The sequence below is a fragment of the Pelagimonas sp. genome, from assembly GCF_050633425.1.
Classification (GTDB): Bacteria; Pseudomonadota; Alphaproteobacteria; order Rhodobacterales; family Rhodobacteraceae; genus Pelagimonas.
Map to the genome: position 1 here is coordinate 119498 of NZ_JBOEGM010000026.1, position 19786 is coordinate 139283.

Consider the following 19786-nt stretch of genomic DNA (forward strand, 5'->3'; position numbering starts at 1 on the left):
CATGGCTTTGGCCGAAGGTATGAACTCTGGCGGCGGCGACGAAGATCGCCGCGATGCCGATGTGGTGCTGGGCGACGATTGGGTCGCGCCAGACAGTACGGTTGAAAAGGAGCTGCGTGACAGTCGTGCACGCCGCTCGGTCTTTTCTCTCAAAACCTCTCCTCTGACCCGCAAAATCATCACATTTAACCTCATTGCGGTTAACGTCCTGGTTGCGGGCATCTTGTGGATGAATTCCTCGCGCGAGACGTTGTTGATTCAACACGCCAATGCGCTGCAATCCGAAGTCGAACTGATCGCCGATGTGTTTGAGGCGCAGCTGCCTGTCGGGGCACCCGTCAATTTGGCGACGTCCGATGGCATTGAGGTTGCTGACACCGTTGACGGGATCGACCTGCGCGAAGGGTTGCAATTGCTGGTGTTTGACACTGGCAACTTCTTGGTCGGAGAAACCGCAGGGAAAATGGCCCGGATGATCCCGGCCCCAACGACAGAAGAAGAACCCGCGCCGATTTCCAATTTCCTGAGCAGGATTTGGACAAGTGTCGCCGGTCTGTTTAACTATTTTTCCACCGAACCTGATCTTGTCCTTGAAGATAAGCTGCGTCGGATGATTGAAACCAGCGATGTCACCCAGACACGCGTGATCGAGGATAAGACCAGCGGGGGCTTTACCCTGTTTCATGCCCTGTCCCCCATCCGTCAGGGCAGCGGCATCGTCGGAACCGTGGCCTTGGTCTCCACAGCGCAGGAAATCGACGCCTCGGTAACCGCTGAACGTAAACGCGTTTTGCAAGTATTTTTGATCGCGACGCTGGTCTCAATCGGGCTAAGTCTCGTGCTGGCCTCGACCATCGCCAACCCGATCTCTGATCTTGCCGATGCGGCTGAGATTGGGCGTGATCGCCATCGCCGCAATGTGGCACCGGGTCGGATCCGCATTCCTGACCTGACGGCGCGACCCGATGAAATTGGGCGTCTGTCCGGGGCGCTGCGTGGCATGGTCAGCGCGCTGTATGATCGGATAGACAGCAACGAACAGTTTGCCGCCGATGTGGCGCATGAAATCAAAAACCCCTTGGCCAGCCTGCGGTCCGCCGTTGGCTCGCTGCGTATGGTCAAAAAGGAAGAGCATCGCACCAAGCTTTTGGATGTGATCGACCACGACGTGCGTCGCCTTGACCGTCTGGTGAGCGACATTTCCAACGCTTCACGCCTTGATTCCGAGTTGGTCAAAGAAGAAGAGCAAGAGTTCAACTTGATGGAGATGGTTGGCAATATCGCTGAGTTTCTTGGTCAAGATGCCGAGAAGAAAGGCATCGAATTCATCGCCGATTTGCCTTCGAGCCCGATCAATATCCACGGTCTAGAGCCGCGTTTGGCCCAGGTTTTCGTCAATCTTGTGACCAACGCCATTAGCTTTTGCGAAGACGGCGATGCCATCCGCGTTTGGGCCCGTCGGCGCGATAATCGTGTTCTGGTTGTTGTGGAAGACACGGGCCCCGGCATTCCAGAAGAAGCGCTCGCAAAGATTTTCAAACGGTTCTACACCTCGCGCCCTCAATCAGATTTTGGTAATAACTCTGGTCTTGGCCTGGCGATTTCCAAACAGATCGTCGAAGCCCATGGCGGGGTGATCTGGGCGGAAAATATTCGCCCAACCGAAGCGGATGTGACCTCCGAACCGTTGGGTGCGCGCTTCGTTGTCGGCTTGCCGCTCTGATCCATGTCTGGCTCTGATCTGAATTTGCATGCCAGCGCCGTTGTTTTGCAGGGGCGGGGCTTGCTGATTCAGGGGGCGTCTGGCTCCGGTAAATCCGGGTTGGCCCTGTCACTGATGGCGCATGGCGCGCAGCTTGTTTCAGATGATCGCACAATTTTGACCCGTGACGCGGGCGGGGTTTGGATGTCGGCGCCCGCTCCAATTGCCGGTATGATCGAAGCGCGGGGAATCGGCCTCATTCGCGCTGATTGTGCGCCCCATGCGCCGCTGCACGCCATGGTTGATCTTGATCACGAAGAGCGTGACCGACTGCCCCCAAATCGAGAGATTTCTATACTCGGGTATAGTGTTCCCTTGCTTTTTAACGTTTCGTCTCCTTATTTCCCTGCAAGCCTAGTACAGTTTCTTAAGGGAGGTCGGAGAGCCTAATCATGGAGCCTCATAACCCATCCAGCCAACGCGTGGTCTTGGTGACCGGCCCGTCAGGCGCGGGGCGATCCACAGCGATCAACACGCTTGAGGATTTGGGCTTTGAGGCGATTGACAACATCCCGCTCAGCTTAATTCCGCGCCTTCTGGATGGAGCCACGCGATTGGCTCAGCCGCTCGCGCTTGGAATTGACGCGCGAAACCGCGACTTTTCCGTCGAAGGGCTGTTGGAACTGCAGGCGATTTTATCGACCCAAAGCGAAATGCAGTGCGAGCTGCTCTATCTCGACTGTCTGCCAGATATTCTGTCCCGAAGGTATTCCGAAACCCGACGGCGCCATCCGCTTGCGCCTGACGAAAGCCCCGCAGATGGCATCGCGCGCGAGATGGCCTTGCTCGAAGATGTGCGGGCCCGCTCTGATATTTTGATTGATACCAGTGAGTTGACGATCCACGATCTGCGATCCGAAATCGAAAACTGGTTCTCAGACGCCACCGGTCAGGGCATGGCGATTTCGATCCATTCCTTTTCATACAAACGTGGGTTGCCGCAGGGGCTTGATATGGCTTTTGACTGTAGGTTCCTGCGCAATCCCCATTGGGAGCCAGAGTTGCGCCCCTTTACCGGGTTGGATGGCCAGGTGTCGCAATATGTGGCAGCTGACAAACGTTATGACGCGTTTGTTAAACATATTATGGGACTGTTGGGCGTGGTGTTGCCCGGATGTCTGGAAGAAGGCAAAGCGCATTTTTCCATCGGGTTTGGATGTACCGGCGGCAAACATCGCTCAGTTGCCCTTACGGAAGCTGTTGCTGCAGCCCTTGCGAAGAACAGCTGGCGGGTGTCAATTAGACATCGCGAATTGGAGCGGCAGGGCGTGCGACTAGCGCCCAAAGCGGCCCCTGAAACTGAAAGAGAGGCCTCCGAGTGATCGGTATCGTGATCGTGGCACATGGTGGATTGGCCGGAGAGTATCTGGCAGCTGTTGAACATGTCGTTGGCGTGCAATCTGGCATGACCGCTATTCCGATTGAGGCGGACTGTGATCGAAGTTTGAAACAGGCGGAAATCTGTACCGCCGCGGATGCCGTTGATCAGGGCGAAGGCGTGGTGATTGTCACTGATATGTTCGGCGGATCGCCGTCAAACCTGTCGCTCAATGCCTGTCGCCCCGAAGACCGCCGCATCGTCTATGGTGCCAATCTGCCGATGTTGATAAAACTGGCCAAAAGCCGCCAGAAACCGGTGGCCGACGCAGTACGTGCTGCGCTAGAAGCGGGCCGCAAATACATCGACAGCCAAAATATCAAAGCCTGATCTGCATATTTTCCAAACTGAGATTGCTTCATGACCGAATCCACACGCCGCGAGTTGAGAATCATCAACGAAAAAGGGCTACATGCCCGCGCCTCAGCCCGCCTTGTCGAAGTGGTCGAAGGATTTGACGCCACGGCAGAAGTGTCCCGAGACGGTATGTCAGCGGGCGGGGATAGCATTATGGGCCTTTTGATGTTGGCAGCCGCCAAAGGAACCACTATTGAAGTCCAAACGTCGGGGCCCGATGCGATGGCCCTGGCAGAAGCGGTAGAAGCACTTGTGGCCGACCGTTTCGGAGAAGATTGCTAGCTCGCGGCCACTAGGGTCCGGGCCTTGGATACGGGACTGAACGAGCGGATGGTGGAAAGCACACAATCCTCAGCTGTTGGTGAACAATCAGCAGAGACCCAGCCGGTCCCCTATGACAAACGCAATGTCAGCTATGCCAATACCTTTACCAATCCGTGGAAAGCCAACACCATCCGTGTGATGGAATGGCTGACCGGCAAGATCCCTCTGTTGCGGATCGTTCGACGCTTCGAAAAGCAAGGGCTGGTCGAGGGACAGGAGTTTTGGAACCGGGCGCTTGGCGTCATGGGGATCGAACTGCAAACCTCCTTGGATCAAATCAAAAACATTCCCAAAACCGGTCCTGTGGTGATTGTCGCCAACCATCCGCATGGGCTGGTTGATGGCATGGTTCTGGCCCATCTGATCGGACATGTGCGCACCGACTACAAAATCCTGACGCGCAGCTTGCTCACCGGTGTTGAAGAGATCGACCCCTTCATGATCCCTGTGCCCTTTCCACATGAGGAAAACGCTCGGCAGCAAAGCCTTGAGATGCGCGCAAGAGCGATGGATCATCTCAAAGAGGGTGGGGTCATCGTGCTCTTTCCATCGGGTGTTGTCGCGTCAAGCGAAACGATGTTTGGCCCTGCGATTGAGGCGGGATGGAACCCCTTTACCGCCAAAATGGTCCAACGGTCCGGCGCGACTGTGGTCCCGATTTTCTTCCCCGGCCAGAACTCTCGGGTCTATCAGATTGCCAATCGCGTCTCTGCCACGATCCGTCAGGGGCTCCTGATCCATGAAGTTGTTCATGCCTGCAACCGGCCGCAAAAACCGGTGGTCGGAGAGCCGATCCCAACCGATGAGATCAAAGCCTTTGACGGCGGCCAGCGCGAGTTTGTCGCCTGGTTGCGCGAACGCACGCTGGCTTTGAAAGACCAAACGTAATCCAAAGGGCCGCTTCCGCGGTCATGTCTTAGGCAAGATTCAAGGTGACGCGCCCCAATACAGGGCGCGCAAACTCAGCGCGTCGGGACAGGCACATCGCCACGATAGTCATAAAACCCGCGTTGGGTTTTGCGGCCCAACCAACCGGCTTCGACATATTTTGTGAGCAGCGGGCAAGGGCGGTATTTGGTATCGGCAAGCCCATCGTGCAGCACATTCATGATCGCCAAACAGGTGTCGAGCCCGATGAAATCGGCCAATTCAAGCGGCCCCATCGGGTGGTTGGCCCCGAGTTTCATCGACTGATCAATGCTGTTGACGTTCCCAACCCCTTCGAGCAGCGTGTAAACCGCTTCGTTGATCATTGGCATCAGAATGCGGTTGACGATAAACGCCGGGAAATCTTCGGCACTTGCGGCTGTTTTCCCCAGGGATTCAACCACTGCCAAACAAGAGTCATAGGTCTCTTTGTCAGTGGCGATCCCGCGGATGAGCTCGACCAATTGCATCACTGGCACCGGATTCATGAAGTGGAACCCCATGAACTTTTCCGGGCGATCCGTGCGCGATGCGAGGCGAGTGATCGAAATCGACGACGTGTTCGAGGTCAGGATCGTGTGATCCGCCAGATTGGGAACAATTGCCTCAAAAATCTTGTGCTTGACGTCTTCACGTTCTGTTGCGGCTTCGATCACCAGATCTGTTCCGGCGACATCGACCAAATCTTGGGTCGTAACAATGCGGGCCATCGCTGTGTCACGCTCGGCTTCACTGATCTTGTCGCGGCTCACCTGACGGTCCAGATTGCGCTGAATAAGCGCCACAGATTTTTCCAGCGCGTCTTTGGAAATATCGTTCAAACGCACGTCATACCCAGCAAGAGCCATAACATGGGCGATTCCGTTGCCCATCTGTCCTGCGCCAACGACGCCAACCGATTTGATTTCCATCGGAGCTTCCTCTTCGTGATGTTGCCGAACAATAGGCGCGTGTGGCACCGGGCTGCAAGGGCCTGCAAGGGCAGGTCGCTAAACTTATAGACGCATTTGCTCTTTAGGCATTTCCTAACAGATTTGCGGGAATCTGTGTCTTGGGTGAGAAAATTATAGGTGGGTGAAATGTCAGTACATGGCGGGGGCCATGGTGCCCTTGAATACTATCCGGTTCGTTACGGCGGGTCGCGCGTTTTGTTTCGTGGACCGCGCCGGCAACTGGATGGCGAATATTTTGCCTTTTTGGGCGGAACGGAAACGTATGGTCGATTTATTGAAAGTCCGTTTCCGACTCTGATTGAACGGCGTTTGTCTGTGGCTTGTGCCAATTTCGGTGTGGTGAATGCCGGGGTTGATCTGTATCTCAACGATCCTGCATCAATGGATTTGGCAATTGGAAGCCGGGCTAAGGTTATCCAGGTCATGGGCGCTCAGAATATGTCTAATCGCTATTATTCTGTGCATCCGCGCCGCAATGATCGGTTTTTACGCGCGTCTGAGCGGCTGGAATCGCTGTATCCAGAGGTCGATTTTACCGAATTCCACTTTGTGCGTCACATGCTTGGCCGGTTGGGTGAGGTGTCGAAAGATCGCTATGAAATTGTGATCGAGGAGTTGCGCTCGGCGTGGGTGGCCCGGATGAAACACATCCTGACCTTGTTGCGCGGTCAGGTGGTGTTGCTCTGGTTCGCCGATCACCCGGTTCCGACTGGGTTTGATGCGCCGCTTGACGGGGATCCGTTGTTTGTCACGCGTCAAATGATCGAAACATTGCGTCCGCGCGTGTCTGCCGTGGCCGAAGTTGTCGCCTCTGAAAGCGCGTTGATGGAAGGAACCAAGGGGATGGTTTTCAATGATTTCGACGCCTGTGCTGCGGCGGAATTGATGGGCCCCTATGCGCATGAGGATGCCGCCGATGTTCTTGAACGTGTCCTGCGCCGACTGACCAACAACGAAGAGTTTTAGACCGCGATATAATCCTGCGGATTGACGCACCTGTGACGACAATGCCAACTGGGGTCAAAATGATCGGGTGGAGCAGGTGCGCGTGTTTAAGCGGTGTGTATGGATAGGTCTAACGGTGGCCATCTTGGTGGTTGCGGGATTGGGTGTTTGGGCTCCTCAGGTCTTGGTCTTGGCGCGCGAAGGCTTTCCGGCGCAAAGCTGGCCGACATCCGGTGACTTCGCCAAAGTCCAAGGCGTCACCGCCAGACAAGACGCGCCGCAAACCCCCTTGCCGAAACCGGCGCTTGATCGGCTCGTCGCGTCTCAGGGCCTTGCCCTCTTGGTGGATCGGGGCGGGTCCCTTTGGGCCGAAGGCTACGCCAACGGTCAGGCCCGCGACGACCGGCTCAATTCCTACTCTATGGTCAAATCCCTGATCGCCGGGCTAACACTCCGCGCCATTGCGGATGATAAAATCGCCGGGTTTGAGGCCCGTCTCCCCGATCTGATTGGCCCGCAAGCCCCTGATATTTCATTCAAAGAAGCACTTCATATGATCAGCGGGCTCCGCCTGTTTGGAGAGCCACCAAAAGAAGATGTGGCAAAATCTCTGGACGACGCCGCGTTTTCACCCTTTGCACCGGTGGCCCGAATGCATGCTTTTGGGATTGAAAATCTGATGTCCTCAATCACAATCGCCCCTCAGGATCGCGGCCAATTCCACTACCAGAGCGCCAACACAGCTTTGCTCGGCCTTGCTGTTGAGCGGGCCTATGACCGTTCGCTCGAATCCTTGCTGTCCGACATGATCTGGAAACCTGCGGGCGCGTCGGATGGGTTTTGGCGGCGCAATCCGACCACGGGCCGGGCTTCCCCCTATTGTTGCCTCTATGCGCGCCCGCTCGATTGGCTTCGGGTCGGGCGCTTTGTGCTCAATAATGGCACCGAGGGCGCGGCTTTTTTGCCAGAAGATTTATGGCAAATGTGGATCAATCCGGATTTGCCTGCCGCCCAACGGGCCAAGGGCAGCTATGGTTTGCAGACGCGCCACGATGTTTTGGACCGTCCGGGGCAAACGCTTCAGGGGCCGTTTGCCTATATGATGGGGCATGGCGGGCAGGTCGTTTATCTTTTGCCTGAACAAGACATGGTCGTTGTTCGGTTTGGCGCAGAGCCCCAGCTTTTGCATTCGACCCTCTATGAGCTTGTGGACTAAGACCCAGAAAACCACTGCGTAAAAAAGGCCCGCCAAAGTGACGGGCCTTTCTCATATTCATTGGGTCGGGCCATGGCCCAACACGCTTACCCGAGCTTTTCAGTCAGCTCAGGAACAGCGTCGAACAGGTCGGCAACCAGACCAAAATCAGCAACCTGGAAGATAGGCGCTTCTTCGTCTTTGTTGATCGCAACGATGACCTTTGAGTCTTTCATCCCGGCAAGGTGCTGAATCGCGCCCGAGATACCCACAGCAATGTAGAGATCGGGTGCAACAACCTTACCCGTCTGACCAACCTGCCAATCGTTCGGGGCGTAACCCGAATCTACAGCAGCACGTGATGCGCCAACAGCGGCACCAAGCTTGTCAGCAAGCTTTTCGATCAGCGCAAAGTCGTCTTCGGAGCCAACACCGCGGCCACCAGAAACAACAACACCAGCCGAGGTCAGCTCAGGGCGATCCGAGGCCGCAACCTTGTCTTCAACCCATTCGGACAGGCCGGGGTTTTCAGCTGCGCCAATGGTTTCAACGGCGGCAGAACCACCTTCACCAGCCGCGTCAAAGGTCGAGGTGCGGAAGGTGATAACCTTGGTCGCATCCGATGATTTCACGGTTTGCATGGCGTTACCGGCATAGATCGGGCGCTCAAACGTGTCGGCGTCGACAACGGCAGTTGCGTCCGAAATCACCATCACGTCCAACAGGGCAGCCACGCGTGGCATGACGTTTTTGGCGTCGGTGGTCGCAGGGGCCACAATGTGCGAATAGTCACCCGCCAGCGATGCGATCAGCGCCGCTGTCGGTTCCGCAAGGCGGTGACCAAGCGATGCATCCTCAGCAACCAAAACCTTGGCAACACCGTCGATTTTCGCAGCCGCGTCGCCCGCAGCCGCGGCAGATGCGCCAGCGGCCAGAACAGTCACGTCACCCAGTGCTTTCGCAGCAGTGACAGCCTTGGCAGTGGCGTCCATCGCCAGTTCGCCATTGGTGACTTCGGCAAGAAGAAGTACAGCCATTACACAGCCCCCGCTTCTTTAAGTTTTGCAACAAGCTCATCAACCGAGCCAACGATGATACCGGCGGCACGCGCAGCAGGCTCTTCGGTTTTGACAACGGTCAGGCGCGGCGTAACATCAACGCCGTAATCGTCTGGCGTTTTTTCATCCAGCGGCTTGCGCTTGGCTTTCATGATGTTTGGCAGCGACGCGTAACGTGGCTCGTTCAGGCGCAAATCAACGGTCACGATGGCAGGCATCTTGACGTTGATGGTTTGCAAACCACCGTCAACTTCGCGGGTGATTTTGGCGCTGTCGCCATCAATGTCGACCTCAGAGGCGAACGTCCCTTGCGACCAACCCAACAGGGCTGACAGCATCTGACCGGTGGCGTTCATGTCGTTGTCGATCGCCTGTTTCCCGGCGAGAACCAGGTTTGGCTCTTCTTCTTTGACAATCGCGGCCAGGATTTTGGCAACCGCAAGTGGTTCGATGTCGGTATGAACATCATCCGCAGCGACGACCAAAATGGCGCGGTCTGCACCCATTGCCAGAGCGGTCCGCAGTGTTTCCTGCGACTGCTTTACGCCGATGGACACGGCCACAACCTCAGTTGCTTTGCCAGCTTCCTTCAGACGGATGGCCTCTTCGACGGCAATCTCGTCGAATGGGTTCATCGACATTTTTACGTTGGCGAGATCAACTCCGCTTCCGTCCGCTTTCACGCGAACCTTCACGTTATAGTCAATCACGCGCTTGACAGGCACCAAAACCTTCATCGCGTTCCTCTCCTTTAAACGATGACACAGGGGGATTCCCCGCATGTCAGTTAATCTGGAAAAGGTGATAACGTGCGCGCGTCGGTTGAAACAGAGCAAAATCGTCACGTTAACGCCAACAGACGCCGCGTTTTCAAAGAAAGCTGTGAAAGCTTAACCTTTGGTAACGTTTCGTAAAGTCAAAGTAGGGTTTGGAAGGGTTTGCGTAGGGATTCTATGCCCGATTGCAAAAGTTGACAGCTGTCAACTTGGGCCATGACCCGTAGATCAGCGACGAAATATGCGGCAAATCGCAATGGTCAGCTCCCCTTATTTGTTGTTTTTTGTTTTCAACCGGCTAGAGCGTCCGTCGGAACACATGGATTGAAGTGCGCTCCATTGTGATCGGCTGAGGAGCGGCCGTGGCGCAAAGTTGGGTGGCACAGCGGCGCGGGCGTTTGCAATTCGATCCCCCAAGGCTGGGTGTGACATGAAATGCGCCTCGATCCCCGTTGCTTCGCCGCCCAGGCATCGGAACCGTTCAAACATCTCCGCCAATGCCTGTGGCGACACGCCGGCTCTGTGCAGCATGGCATGGGCAAAAACATCGGCCTGAGCTTCGGCATCCTGACTGTACTGGGCGTCGATGAGCCGCTCGGCCAAAATCAGCATGACGGCTCCCCCGGCAAAATCGCCAAACAACAGCCCCAACACCCCAATGGATCCGGCAGAGCGTAGCGCGTTCCGCGTTGGATCGCGGCTCACCACATGGCCGATTTCATGGGCAAAGACGGCGGCAACTTCTTCAGGCGTTTCGGCAGCGTCGATCAACCCGCGGAAAAACACGATATGCCCACCGGGGAGCGCAAAGGCATTGACCATCGGATGATCAAGCACATGAACCGACAACTGCGGTGGCTCATCCAGTGTTGTGGTTAGCCGGGTTTGCATCGCGTCCAGCGCCTCACGGCCTGCGATTCCGGTGCAGAACTGTGTCCCGCTTGAACTGTCTTTGCCGATGACCCCGCGGATTTGTTCAAGTGTCACCTCGCCTAATGCGCGTTCGCCTTCGGGGGGGATAAAGGCCGCGAGCTGATTTGCCATGATCGGTACCAGCACGAACACAATCAAAGCCACCGATGCAACCGCGCCTGCTGCCCAGGCGAAAAGCTTGCCCCGCTGCGTAACCGGTGCCGCGCGATTGGCGCGGGGGAGTTCGGGGTAGAGACAATGATCTGCCAGCATCAAACGCCGCAGCGGATCACCCCGAAGCCGGAGCACCAATCGGACTTTGTCGGCCTGATCCTGAAGCTTGCGAATGTCGGTCAGAGGCCAGACCTCTTCGACGGTGTCTGTGCGAATGATCAGCGCATTTTTCTGCGGGTCAATCCAAACTTCGGCCCGTACGGGCACAGGGATATTCCCGTCAAGAAAGCGCCCAATATGCACCGGGCCGGTGGGATCGCGTCGGGGGAAATCTGTGTTGCTCATATTGATGCCCCCACATCCAAGGCTTCGGCAAACCCTTCGGCTTCGATATGTTCATCACGCGGACGTTGACGAATCTCGGCCAACCCATCCCTGCCTTGCAGCACCAAAACCGATGCGTAGTGGCGCATGGTGGGCAAGGTAATAAAGGCTTGTGTCAGTGCAGACCACAACAAGAAAATCGCGAAATAGCTCACGGCACCAATTGTGTATAACACCATCGTGTTCGCTTGGGTGATGTCTCGGGAACCGAAATCCGTGAGGTTGGATAATGAGCCAAGTACCGCGAACATTGTGGCCAGGCCCGACGCTAGGAGGATCATAAACATGATCAATGTCGCCAGCAGGTAACCGCCAACATAGATGCCGAGCATCCTGCCTGCGGACGGGGTAAAGCGCAGTTGGATCGGCCCCATTTCCTTGGTTTCCGTCAGGCGCCGGAGGCTGTCGACCCGGTAATACACCAGGCCGAAGGACAAGAAGACAAAGGCGATGAAGCCTGGCAGTAAACTGGCTTGTTGCGAGTCGCCGAAATAAACAAGCGCAGCAGTGACAGCCGCTGCGATTGCCCCGACAAACACCCATTTCGCCGATGGGTAAAGCATGGTCCAGCGCCCGCCCTGCACCAGCTTTCCGGTGCCCCAGGATGTGCGGTTGGTTTTGTATTCTTCGAGCTTGAATGTCATCAACGGCCAGAGCAGCCCTGCTGATATAATCGTTAAAAACCAATAGAATAAGGCCCGACCCGCGTAGCCCCATGCCCCCGGTTCGAGACCAAATCGCAGCCCGCGCCAGCGGGTCCGGGCCAGAACATAGCGTCGGGCGCGGTATTGGGCGTAAAACCAAATCGGGATCACGCCGATAAAGCTCATCAGGTAGGCGGCAAAGTTATCTTGAAACAGTGAAAAGCTCGCGAACATCAAGAGCAGGTTCACAATTCCGATATAGAAGGCGAGGATCACAACGGCGACCAGAAACCCGAGAAGTTTTTCAATAGGATCGCCGACATATTCCAAGGGCACACCGCCGACGCGGATGGCGGACCAATACCAACGACGGAGCCGGGTCTTCATCCAGAAACGGTAAATCCCAAGTGTCAAAACCGTAAACAATCCGGTCTTGAGCGCCAGCATGAACATCCTTCCACGCAACCCGACAAATTCACCCGTGAGACTATCGCGCGAAGCGGGGGGCGTTTGAGGCTGCTCAGGTTGAGAAACGCGGCGGTCATTGCCCCAAGGCGTGGGCTTCTTACCCCATGGGGAACGGTTCTGGTCGTCTGTCGGCAACGGGACACTCTTACAAAATGAATTTGCCATAGCTTGCGTCATGCCACGGCACGGAACAAGGGGTTTGGCAAAAATGGCAGGCCTCAGAAGGGGATCTGAGGCCTGTGTGTCTTAGGTAAACTGGTTGTCACGGGGGAAACCGCGCGGTGCCATGCGGCCGGTTCCGGCCCTTTTGCCCTGCCATTCCGCCAGTTCGGTTTCGGTGCGGGTGCGGCCCGCCGGATCAAGCCAGCTCAGGCCTTCGGCCAAGGTGAAGGTGCGGGCGTCGGACATGCCGCCGTCTTTGTATTTTTGCAGGCGCACACCTTTGCCCCGGCCCATTTCAGGCAGTTCATCCAAGGCAAAGACCAACACTTTGCGGTTTTCCCCGACGACAGCCACGGCATCGCCATCGACAGGTTTACAGAGCTTGGCGCGCACGGGTTCGCGCACGTTCAAAACTTGTTTGCCGTTTTTAGTCTGTGCGATCACATCGTTTTCAGGAACGACAAACCCATCCCCGGCTGAGGAGGCAACCAACAGTTTCCGGTCAGGTTTGTGGATGAAAAGATCAATGATTTCAGATTCATTTGGCAGATCGACCATCAAGCGCAATGGTTCGCCCATGCCACGCCCACCGGGTAAATTGGAGGCGGAGATCGTGTAGAACCGGCCATTGCTGCCAAAGACAAGCAAGCGATCGGTGGTTTCCGCATGGAAGATGAAACGCGGGCCATCGCCGTCTTTGAATTTCAGCACGCGGGTCAGATCAATATGGCCAGTCATGGCCCGAATCCAGCCCATTTCGGAACAAACCACCGTGATCGGTTCGCGCTCAATCATCGCTTCGATGGGCACCTCTTCGGCTTCACCCGCTTCGGCAAAGGTGGTGAGACGGTGCCCGCGCGGATGATCCTTGGCGAATTTTTTGCGCACATCGCGCAGTTCATTGGTGATGGAAGTCCACTGCAAATCTTCGCTGTCGAGCAGGTCTTCGAGACCTGCGCGCTCTTCCATCAGCTTGTCGCGTTCATTGACCAGTTCGAGTTCCTCAAGGCGGCGCAAGCTGCGCAGACGCATGTTGAGGATGGCTTCGGCCTGAACATCGGACAGGCCTTCGGAGCGGCCATCAAAGCGGGTCGGAATCTTGGCGTCGGTGCCATCATCGGCCAGAACACCGCGCGCGATGGCGTCGGGGTCTTCTTTTAGTGTCAGTGACTTAACGTCGATACCAGCGAGAGGAGAGCGGTATTCGCTTTCATCCATAGCGCGGGGGATTCCGGCCTGATGACCGCGCGACCAATCCTCATACATTAGGGCCGCTTTGGGATCGTCATCATAGCGGATAATGTCGATAACGCGGTCCAGATTGAGGAAGGCAATGATCAACCCTTCGAGCACTTCGAGCCGGTTGTCGATCTTGGCCATGCGGTGGCGTGCCCGACGGATCAACACCTCGCGGCGGAAGTCGACAAAGGCGCGCAGCACTTCCTTGAGCGAACACACCTTGGGGGTCACCCCGTCGATCAACACGTTCATATTGAGCGAAAAGCGCGTTTCGAGATCGGAGTTCTTGAACAGCATGTTCATCAGAACTTCGGGATCGACGTTCTTGGATTTGGGTTCAAGGATCAGGCGAATGTCTTCGGCAGATTCATCGCGGACATCGGCGAGAATCGGGATTTTCTTGGTCTGGATCAGCTCGGCAATGCGCTCGACCAGCTTGGATTTTTGCACCTGATATGGGATTTCCGTGACAACGGCCTGCCATTGGCCACGCCCCATATCTTCAACGGCCCAGCGAGCGCGCAATCGGATTGATCCGCGGCCCGTGCGATAGGCATTGGCGATGTTTTCAGGCGGCTCAACAATAACGCCCCCAGTCGGGAAATCGGGGCCAGGCACGTATTGCAGCAAGGTATCGTCAACGGCGTTCGGCGATTTGATCAGGTGCAGACAGGCATTGATCAGCTCACCAATATTATGAGGCGGAATGTTGGTCGCCATGCCAACCGCGATCCCGCTTGAGCCATTGGCGAGCAGGTTCGGATAGGAGGCCGGCAGAACAGAGGGTTCTTCCAACCGGCCATCATAGTTGGGGCGGAAATCGACCGAGTTTTCGTCGAGCCCTTCGAGCAAGGCTTCGGCCATGATGGTCATGCGCGCTTCGGTATAGCGCGAGGCCGCCGGGTTATCGCCGTCGATGTTGCCAAAGTTACCCTGACCGTCGACCAGCGGATAGCGGATGGTGAAATCCTGGGCCAGTCGCGCCATGGCGTCATAGATCGCCGCGTCGCCATGCGGGTGGAAATCCCCCATGGTGTCGCCGCTGATCTTGGCTGATTTCAAAAAGCCACCATTTGGCGACAGACGCAGGCGCCGCATCGCATAGAGAATGCGGCGGTGAACAGGTTTGAGCCCGTCGCGCGCATCTGGCAAGGCGCGGTGCATAATGGTCGAAAGCGCGTAGGTCAGATAGCGATCGCCAATGGCGCGGCGCAGCGTTTCTGAAAGTTCGCGTCCCGCGATGTCGTTGTCCGAGGAGTCGTCAGTCATAGATGTGGTGATACAGGCGCGCTGCCTGACCGTAAAGCGCAGGGGAGGGAAATATTCTCGGATTTTCCCTTACGCTTTGTGAATGGAATCATGTACAGTAGATGTATCGTTGTACTAGCTGCGTGCAACGAACCGGTGGGGTTACAAATTCTTGGGGGTAGAGGGCATGACGAAAGTCATTCTTTTGACGTTTGGTGTACTTGGTTGGGCTTGGTATGAGCTGTCTGGCGGTGCTGATTTTCAGCCGGGCCAAAATGGGGTGACGTTGCTTGCCTCCGCTCCAAAAGTGAAAATTGTCGAACCGGTTGAGCCACAGGTTGCCCGCGCGGATACAACCGCTGCGCCGTTGACGTCTTTTGGCACCGCTAAATTGGACAATGTGTTTCACGCCTCGACCGCTGTGACCCCTGCGCAGACCTTCACGCCGACCTTTGCGCCCGCCATTACACCCGCTGTGGCAAAGGTTGCCTCACTCGATTCACCTGCTGTGATCAGCGACGCGGTGATCGACGTTGCGGCTGTTCAGGTGGATTACCGCCAAGTCACAGGATCGCGGGTTAATCTGCGCGGTGGTCCGGGCACGAATTTTGATGTTGTCACCCAGCTGTTGCGCGGTGAAGAAGTCGAAGTGATCGACAGCATGGAAAATGGCTGGGTCAAATTGCGCGCTTTGGACGGCGGCAATATCGGCTGGATGTCGGATGGTTTCCTCAAGGCGGTCAACTGATCGCTTTCCTCAGGCACGAGGGAAAAACGCGCGGGTCACCGCGCGTTTTTTGATTCAGGGCAGATGTTTGTTTTGCAAAAGGCAGACAGCTCGGGGATAACCTGCGCGGATCTAACGACGAAAGCGCAGGGTCGATATGACAGGCAAAAGCATTTTGATCACCGGCTGTTCGTCGGGCATCGGGTATGACGCGGCGCATGGGTTGCGCAAACGCGGCTGGCGGGTGTTTGCATCTTGCCGCCAAGAGGCCGATTGCGCCCGGCTGCGCGACGAAGGCTTTGAGGCCCCGCGCATTGATTATACCGACGCAGAGACCATCAAAACCGGGCTGGCCGAAGTTTTAGAGGCTACAGGTGGCACATTGGACGCGCTGTTTAACAACGGGGCCTATGCAACGCCGGGGGCGGTGGAGGATTTACCCGCCGACGCTTTGCGTGCGATTTTTGAGGCCAACTTTTTCGGCTGGCACGATTTGACCACACAGGTGATTCCGGTGATGCGGGCGCAGGGGCATGGGCGAATTATCAATCATTCTTCGGTGCTTGGCATCGTCACCGCCCCCTGGCGCGGGGCGTATAATGCGACCAAATTTGCGCTGGAAGGGCTTACTGATACGTTGCGCGGGGAAATGCGTGATACGCCTATTCACGTTGTGACCTTTAACACCGGACCAGTGACGACGCAGTTTCGCAAAAACGCCGCCACACATTTTGAACGCTGGATCAATTGGCGCGATTCGCCCCGCGCAACACAATACGAAGAGCGTTTGATCGCCCGCCTGTATCAGGATCGCGGACCGGATGTGTTTGAGCTGCCTGCCTCGGCTGTGACCAAAAAGTTGGTGCATGCGCTGGAATCCAAACGCCCGAAACCTAGGTACTTTATCACCAAGGCGACCTATTTGATGGATGTGGCCCGGCGTATCTTGCCGACACCTGCGCTCGATTGGCTGGTTTCCAAGGGCGGCTAGAGCCGGTAAAGCTGGCGCATCTGAGCGGAGGTAACATGGCCCAGGACCCGTTATTCTATGTGATCATCATCGCCCTTGCGGCGGTTGTGGGGATTTTATTCTTTGGCATTGGCAGCTTTGCCAAAGGTGGAGAGTTCAACCGCAAAAACGCCAATCGTGCCATGCGCTGGCGCATCATTGCCCAGTTTATTGCTGTGGTTCTGGTGGTTGGGTTCGTTTGGATCAGAAAGGGCTGACATGGTTGTTCTCAGCAAACTGTACACCCGTACCGGCGACAAAGGCGACACGGCGCTGGGCAATGGCGCGCGCGTTGCGAAATATGACGCTCGGGTTGAGGCTTACGGCACGTCAGACGAGCTAAACTCGATCGTTGGATTGGCGCGATTGCATGCGGAAGGTGATCTGGATGCGCAGCTGAGCCGGATTCAGAACGATCTGTTCGATTTGGGTGCGGATTTGTGCCAGCCGGATATGGATAAGGACGATGAGGCCGAATATCCGCCATTGCGGATGGTGCAGGCGCAGGTTGATCGGCTTGAGGCCGAGATTGACGAGATGACCGCGGTGTTGGAACCGCTGCGCAGCTTCATTTTGCCCGGTGGCAGCGCGCTGTCCGCAAGCCTGCATCAATGCCGCACTGTGGCCCGCAGAGCAGAACGTTTGGCGGTGGCTTTGGCCGCAGATGAGGCGGTGAACCCGGCGGCGGTTAAGTATTTGAACCGGTTGTCGGATTGGTTCTTTGCGGCGGCGCGTATGGCCAATGACAATGGCCGTGACGATGTCTTGTGGGTTCCGGGGGCAAACCGCGATTAACGGCAGGCGGTGACAAATCCCGGAGACGGGATTTGCAAATTCCTGGTAAGGAGTTTGGAGGCGACATACCGGTGAGGGGGCTGTTCACGATAGGGGCGTTGCCTCAAGCCAAACGCCGCCTTCCGGGCGCAAGGTGATGATCATCACCGGGTCCGGCACTTTGCCCACAACCGTTGTAAATCGAAACTGTGCGAGCAGGGTTGCCAAGACAATCACCGCTTCCTGAATCGCAAAAGACGAGCCGATGCAAATGCGCGGCCCGTCGCCAAAGGGCAGGTAGCTGTAGCGGTCTGGCTTGGCATCCGCCCAGCGGTCGGGATCAAAGTGATCGGGGTTGTCCCAAAGCATATGGTTGCGATGCAGGGCATAGATCGGCAAAATGACCGTATCCCCAGGCAAGACCTCACGACCGCAGAGTTCATCTTTGGCCAATGCGGTACGCGACACCATTCCAGCAGGCGGATAGAGCCGGAGGGCTTCGTCGACGATCTGACGGATATAGGGCAGGTTGGCCACGTCTTCGCCGGTTGCTGTTTTGCCGTTGAGAACCGATTGCGCTTCGGCACGGGCCCGATCCTGGACGGCGGGATCAAAGGCCATCAGGTAAAGCGACCAAGACAAGGTCAAGGCGGTGGTTTCATGCCCCGCGACGATAAAGGTCAGCAGGTTGTCGCGCAGTTCGGCGGTGTTCATTTTGCGTTTGGTGTCAGGGTCTTCCCCGGCCAAGAGCAGATCGAGAAGATCAGGCACACCATCGGGCGCCCGTTTTGAGCGTTCCTCGATGGCGTGATCGGCGACTTTCTTCATATTCAAGATCCCGCCTGAGGAAAACATCCGCCCCGGACGCGGCACCCAATCGGGAAACCCCAGAATATCAAACAGAGACAGTTTTCCGGCCTCAGAAATATAGGCATCAATAGAGGTATGGACCGAATCGCGGTCAAAGCCTTCGTCGCCGGAAAAGGTAACATCTGAGATGACATCGAAGGTCAGCGACACCATTTCGTCGAGAAAATTGACAGCTTTGGGCCCGGCGGCACGGATGCGGTCTGCCGAGCGCTGGGCGGCACCAGACATGATCGGCGCGAGGTTCATCACGTTGCGATGCGAAAAGGCCGGCGCGGCGGCGCGCCGTTGCCAGCGCCAATGCGCCCCTTCAGCAATAAAAAGCGATTCTCCGATGGCGGGGCGCAGCAGGTTCTTGGTGACCAAGGATTTGGGATAGTTGTCGAGGTTTTCGAGCAGAACACGACGGTTTGCGTCAGGGTCCATCACCATGTGCCAACGTTTGCCGGTTCTGCCAGACACCATAGGCTGGCGAGTGGCCAAGTCCGGGATGATGGCCAACAAATTGCGACGCGATGTTTGCAGGCTTTTCCAAATGCCCATCGGTTGGGTAACCAATGGCACCCGTGGCGGGGTCGGTTCGCTGTGGGATGTGGGGGCTAACATGGGGGTACTCCAACCTGGACACGAGAATGATAGCGCGCGGCGGACCAATGACAAAGCTAACTGTGTTGCTATGGTGACGCGGCTCAGGTATCGGGTTTCGAACCACAGGCCTATTGGGGGACCATATGTTTCGATTGATCGCAGCGCTTTGCGTCGGTGTATGTCTTGCGGGATGTAATGCGGCACCGGCTGATCTTGCCGGCCCAGTTGAGCCGATCGGAGCCTTTAAGCTTGGTCATGCCGAAGTGGTCGCGCCCAATTTGGAAAAGCTGCTTTTGTCACAAGAGGCCAGCAAAGAAGAGATGATTGCGGCGGTTGATGGTGCGCTAGAAGAGCGGTTTCGTCGTTACGAGGGAACGCAGTATTACCATATCGGTGTCAGCATCGAGGCCTATTCCATCCCGCCAGCATTGGTTCCCGGAAAGTCAGCCATCGCGTTGCGTGCAACCGTTTGGGATGACGCTTCGGCGCAAAAATTGAACGACGAGACCGAGTTGTTCCACGTCATTCGCGTGTTCGAATCGCGGCTGAATCTGTCGCGCGAAGATCAGATTAAGAGATTGGCCGAAGAGGGCGCTTTGTTGATTGAGAAGTGGATGCGCGAACAGCAAAAGTCACAAGGCTGGTTCGCCCCGCGCGCCGAGGCGGGTGACGACGTGGCGGACGCCGGTTAAGAGGCTGAAAATAGATGTTTTTTAAGGTTCTTTGGATTTTTTAGCGGCTAAAGGCGCGCGAAAAAGGTAACAGGAATGCTCTTGATCGGGCGGTCCAGACCGTGGCTTTGCATCATTGACTTGATTTTCCCGTCTCAACCCAATAAACGGCGCGCGATAGTAACTTGGGCCAGTGCGGCCCCCTAACTTGAGGCGTCTAAAGATGGGCAAGGAAAAGTTTGAA

The 19786-nt window shown here is 56.4% G+C and carries 20 protein-coding genes; 13 read left to right on the plus strand and 7 right to left on the minus strand.

Going from position 1 to position 19786, the window contains the following annotated elements:
* Position 1 precedes the first annotated feature (1 nt).
* The 6 genes from ACRBB0_RS21620 to ACRBB0_RS21645 are packed head-to-tail and all read left to right on the plus strand — an operon-like array spanning position 2 to position 4709.
* Positions 2 to 1723 carry a sensor histidine kinase gene (locus tag ACRBB0_RS21620; protein WP_431376548.1) on the plus strand — a complete coding sequence of 574 codons (1722 nt, stop codon included), beginning with the start codon at positions 2 to 4 and terminating at the stop codon, positions 1721 to 1723.
* A gap of 3 nt (positions 1724 to 1726) precedes the next feature.
* Positions 1727 to 2152, plus strand: a complete 426-nt coding sequence (locus ACRBB0_RS21625) for an HPr kinase/phosphorylase (RefSeq protein WP_431376549.1) — start codon at positions 1727 to 1729, stop codon at positions 2150 to 2152.
* Between the two features lie 2 nt (positions 2153 to 2154).
* On the plus strand, positions 2155 to 3084 hold the full coding sequence (gene rapZ, locus ACRBB0_RS21630; RefSeq protein WP_431376550.1) for an RNase adapter RapZ: 930 nt from the start codon (positions 2155 to 2157) through the stop codon (positions 3082 to 3084).
* Positions 3081 to 3470, plus strand: a complete 390-nt coding sequence (locus ACRBB0_RS21635; RefSeq protein WP_431376551.1) for a PTS sugar transporter subunit IIA — start codon at positions 3081 to 3083, stop codon at positions 3468 to 3470. Before rapZ ends, ACRBB0_RS21635 begins: the two co-directional genes overlap by 4 nt.
* A gap of 30 nt (positions 3471 to 3500) precedes the next feature.
* Positions 3501 to 3779, plus strand: coding sequence for an HPr family phosphocarrier protein (locus ACRBB0_RS21640; RefSeq protein ID WP_431376552.1), 279 nt, complete (start codon positions 3501 to 3503; stop codon positions 3777 to 3779).
* Between the two features lie 48 nt (positions 3780 to 3827).
* Entirely contained in the window at positions 3828 to 4709 is an 882-nt protein-coding gene (locus ACRBB0_RS21645) for a lysophospholipid acyltransferase family protein (RefSeq protein WP_431376570.1), read from the plus strand.
* 74 nt (positions 4710 to 4783) lie between these two features.
* Here ACRBB0_RS21645 and ACRBB0_RS21650 read toward each other — a convergent pair whose 3' ends face one another.
* Positions 4784 to 5659 carry a 3-hydroxybutyryl-CoA dehydrogenase gene (locus ACRBB0_RS21650; RefSeq protein ID WP_431376553.1) on the minus strand — a complete coding sequence of 292 codons (876 nt, stop codon included), beginning with the start codon at positions 5657 to 5659 and terminating at the stop codon, positions 4784 to 4786.
* A 168-nt stretch (positions 5660 to 5827) separates the two neighbouring features.
* Here ACRBB0_RS21650 and ACRBB0_RS21655 point away from each other — a divergent pair, with 168 nt between their 5' ends.
* Positions 5828 to 6667 carry a DUF6473 family protein gene (locus tag ACRBB0_RS21655; RefSeq protein ID WP_431376554.1) on the plus strand — a complete coding sequence of 280 codons (840 nt, stop codon included), beginning with the start codon at positions 5828 to 5830 and terminating at the stop codon, positions 6665 to 6667.
* A 115-nt stretch (positions 6668 to 6782) separates the two neighbouring features.
* Complete coding sequence (locus ACRBB0_RS21660) at positions 6783 to 7862, plus strand: serine hydrolase domain-containing protein (protein ID WP_431376555.1); 1080 nt, start codon at positions 6783 to 6785, stop codon at positions 7860 to 7862.
* Between the two features lie 86 nt (positions 7863 to 7948).
* On the opposite strand, the gene ACRBB0_RS21665 is transcribed toward ACRBB0_RS21660, so the two are convergent.
* From ACRBB0_RS21665 to ACRBB0_RS21685, 5 genes are all read right to left on the minus strand, one after another.
* Entirely contained in the window at positions 7949 to 8878 is a 930-nt protein-coding gene (locus ACRBB0_RS21665; protein ID WP_431376556.1) for an electron transfer flavoprotein subunit alpha/FixB family protein, read from the minus strand.
* On the minus strand, positions 8878 to 9636 hold the full coding sequence (locus ACRBB0_RS21670; protein WP_431376557.1) for an electron transfer flavoprotein subunit beta/FixA family protein: 759 nt from the start codon (positions 9634 to 9636) through the stop codon (positions 8878 to 8880). Before ACRBB0_RS21670 ends, ACRBB0_RS21665 begins: the two co-directional genes overlap by 1 nt.
* A gap of 309 nt (positions 9637 to 9945) precedes the next feature.
* Positions 9946 to 11106 carry a M48 family metallopeptidase gene (locus ACRBB0_RS21675; RefSeq protein WP_431376558.1) on the minus strand — a complete coding sequence of 387 codons (1161 nt, stop codon included), beginning with the start codon at positions 11104 to 11106 and terminating at the stop codon, positions 9946 to 9948.
* Positions 11103 to 12422: a DUF898 family protein gene (locus tag ACRBB0_RS21680; protein WP_431376559.1), complete on the minus strand. Its 1320-nt coding sequence runs from the start codon at positions 12420 to 12422 to the stop codon at positions 11103 to 11105. Before ACRBB0_RS21680 ends, ACRBB0_RS21675 begins: the two co-directional genes overlap by 4 nt.
* Positions 12423 to 12503: 81 nt before the next feature.
* Positions 12504 to 14927 (minus strand): DNA topoisomerase IV subunit A, encoded by a 2424-nt coding sequence (locus tag ACRBB0_RS21685; protein WP_431376560.1) that lies wholly within the window; start codon positions 14925 to 14927, stop codon positions 12504 to 12506.
* A gap of 166 nt (positions 14928 to 15093) precedes the next feature.
* Between ACRBB0_RS21685 and ACRBB0_RS21690 the strand changes: the two genes are divergently transcribed.
* The 4 genes from ACRBB0_RS21690 to ACRBB0_RS21705 all read left to right on the plus strand — a co-directional run bounded on the left by ACRBB0_RS21690 (position 15094) and on the right by ACRBB0_RS21705 (position 17437).
* Complete coding sequence (locus ACRBB0_RS21690) at positions 15094 to 15654, plus strand: SH3 domain-containing protein (RefSeq protein ID WP_431376561.1); 561 nt, start codon at positions 15094 to 15096, stop codon at positions 15652 to 15654.
* A gap of 136 nt (positions 15655 to 15790) precedes the next feature.
* A complete protein-coding gene (locus ACRBB0_RS21695) occupies positions 15791 to 16624 on the plus strand; it encodes an SDR family NAD(P)-dependent oxidoreductase (RefSeq protein ID WP_431376562.1) in 834 nt (277 codons plus the stop codon).
* Positions 16625 to 16659: 35 nt separating this feature from the next.
* Positions 16660 to 16860: a twin transmembrane helix small protein gene (locus ACRBB0_RS21700; RefSeq protein WP_431376563.1), complete on the plus strand. Its 201-nt coding sequence runs from the start codon at positions 16660 to 16662 to the stop codon at positions 16858 to 16860.
* Position 16861: 1 nt separating this feature from the next.
* Positions 16862 to 17437: a cob(I)yrinic acid a,c-diamide adenosyltransferase gene (locus ACRBB0_RS21705; RefSeq protein WP_431376564.1), complete on the plus strand. Its 576-nt coding sequence runs from the start codon at positions 16862 to 16864 to the stop codon at positions 17435 to 17437.
* A gap of 84 nt (positions 17438 to 17521) precedes the next feature.
* On the opposite strand, the gene ACRBB0_RS21710 is transcribed toward ACRBB0_RS21705, so the two are convergent.
* The gene (locus ACRBB0_RS21710) at positions 17522 to 18889 is read right to left on the minus strand and encodes a cytochrome P450 (RefSeq protein ID WP_431376565.1); all 1368 of its coding nucleotides are present in this window, start codon (positions 18887 to 18889) and stop codon (positions 17522 to 17524) included.
* Positions 18890 to 19014: 125 nt separating this feature from the next.
* On the opposite strand from ACRBB0_RS21710, the gene ACRBB0_RS21715 reads away from it, so the two are divergent.
* Positions 19015 to 19563 (plus strand): hypothetical protein, encoded by a 549-nt coding sequence (locus tag ACRBB0_RS21715; RefSeq protein ID WP_431376566.1) that lies wholly within the window; start codon positions 19015 to 19017, stop codon positions 19561 to 19563.
* Positions 19564 to 19786: the final 223 nt, after the last annotated feature.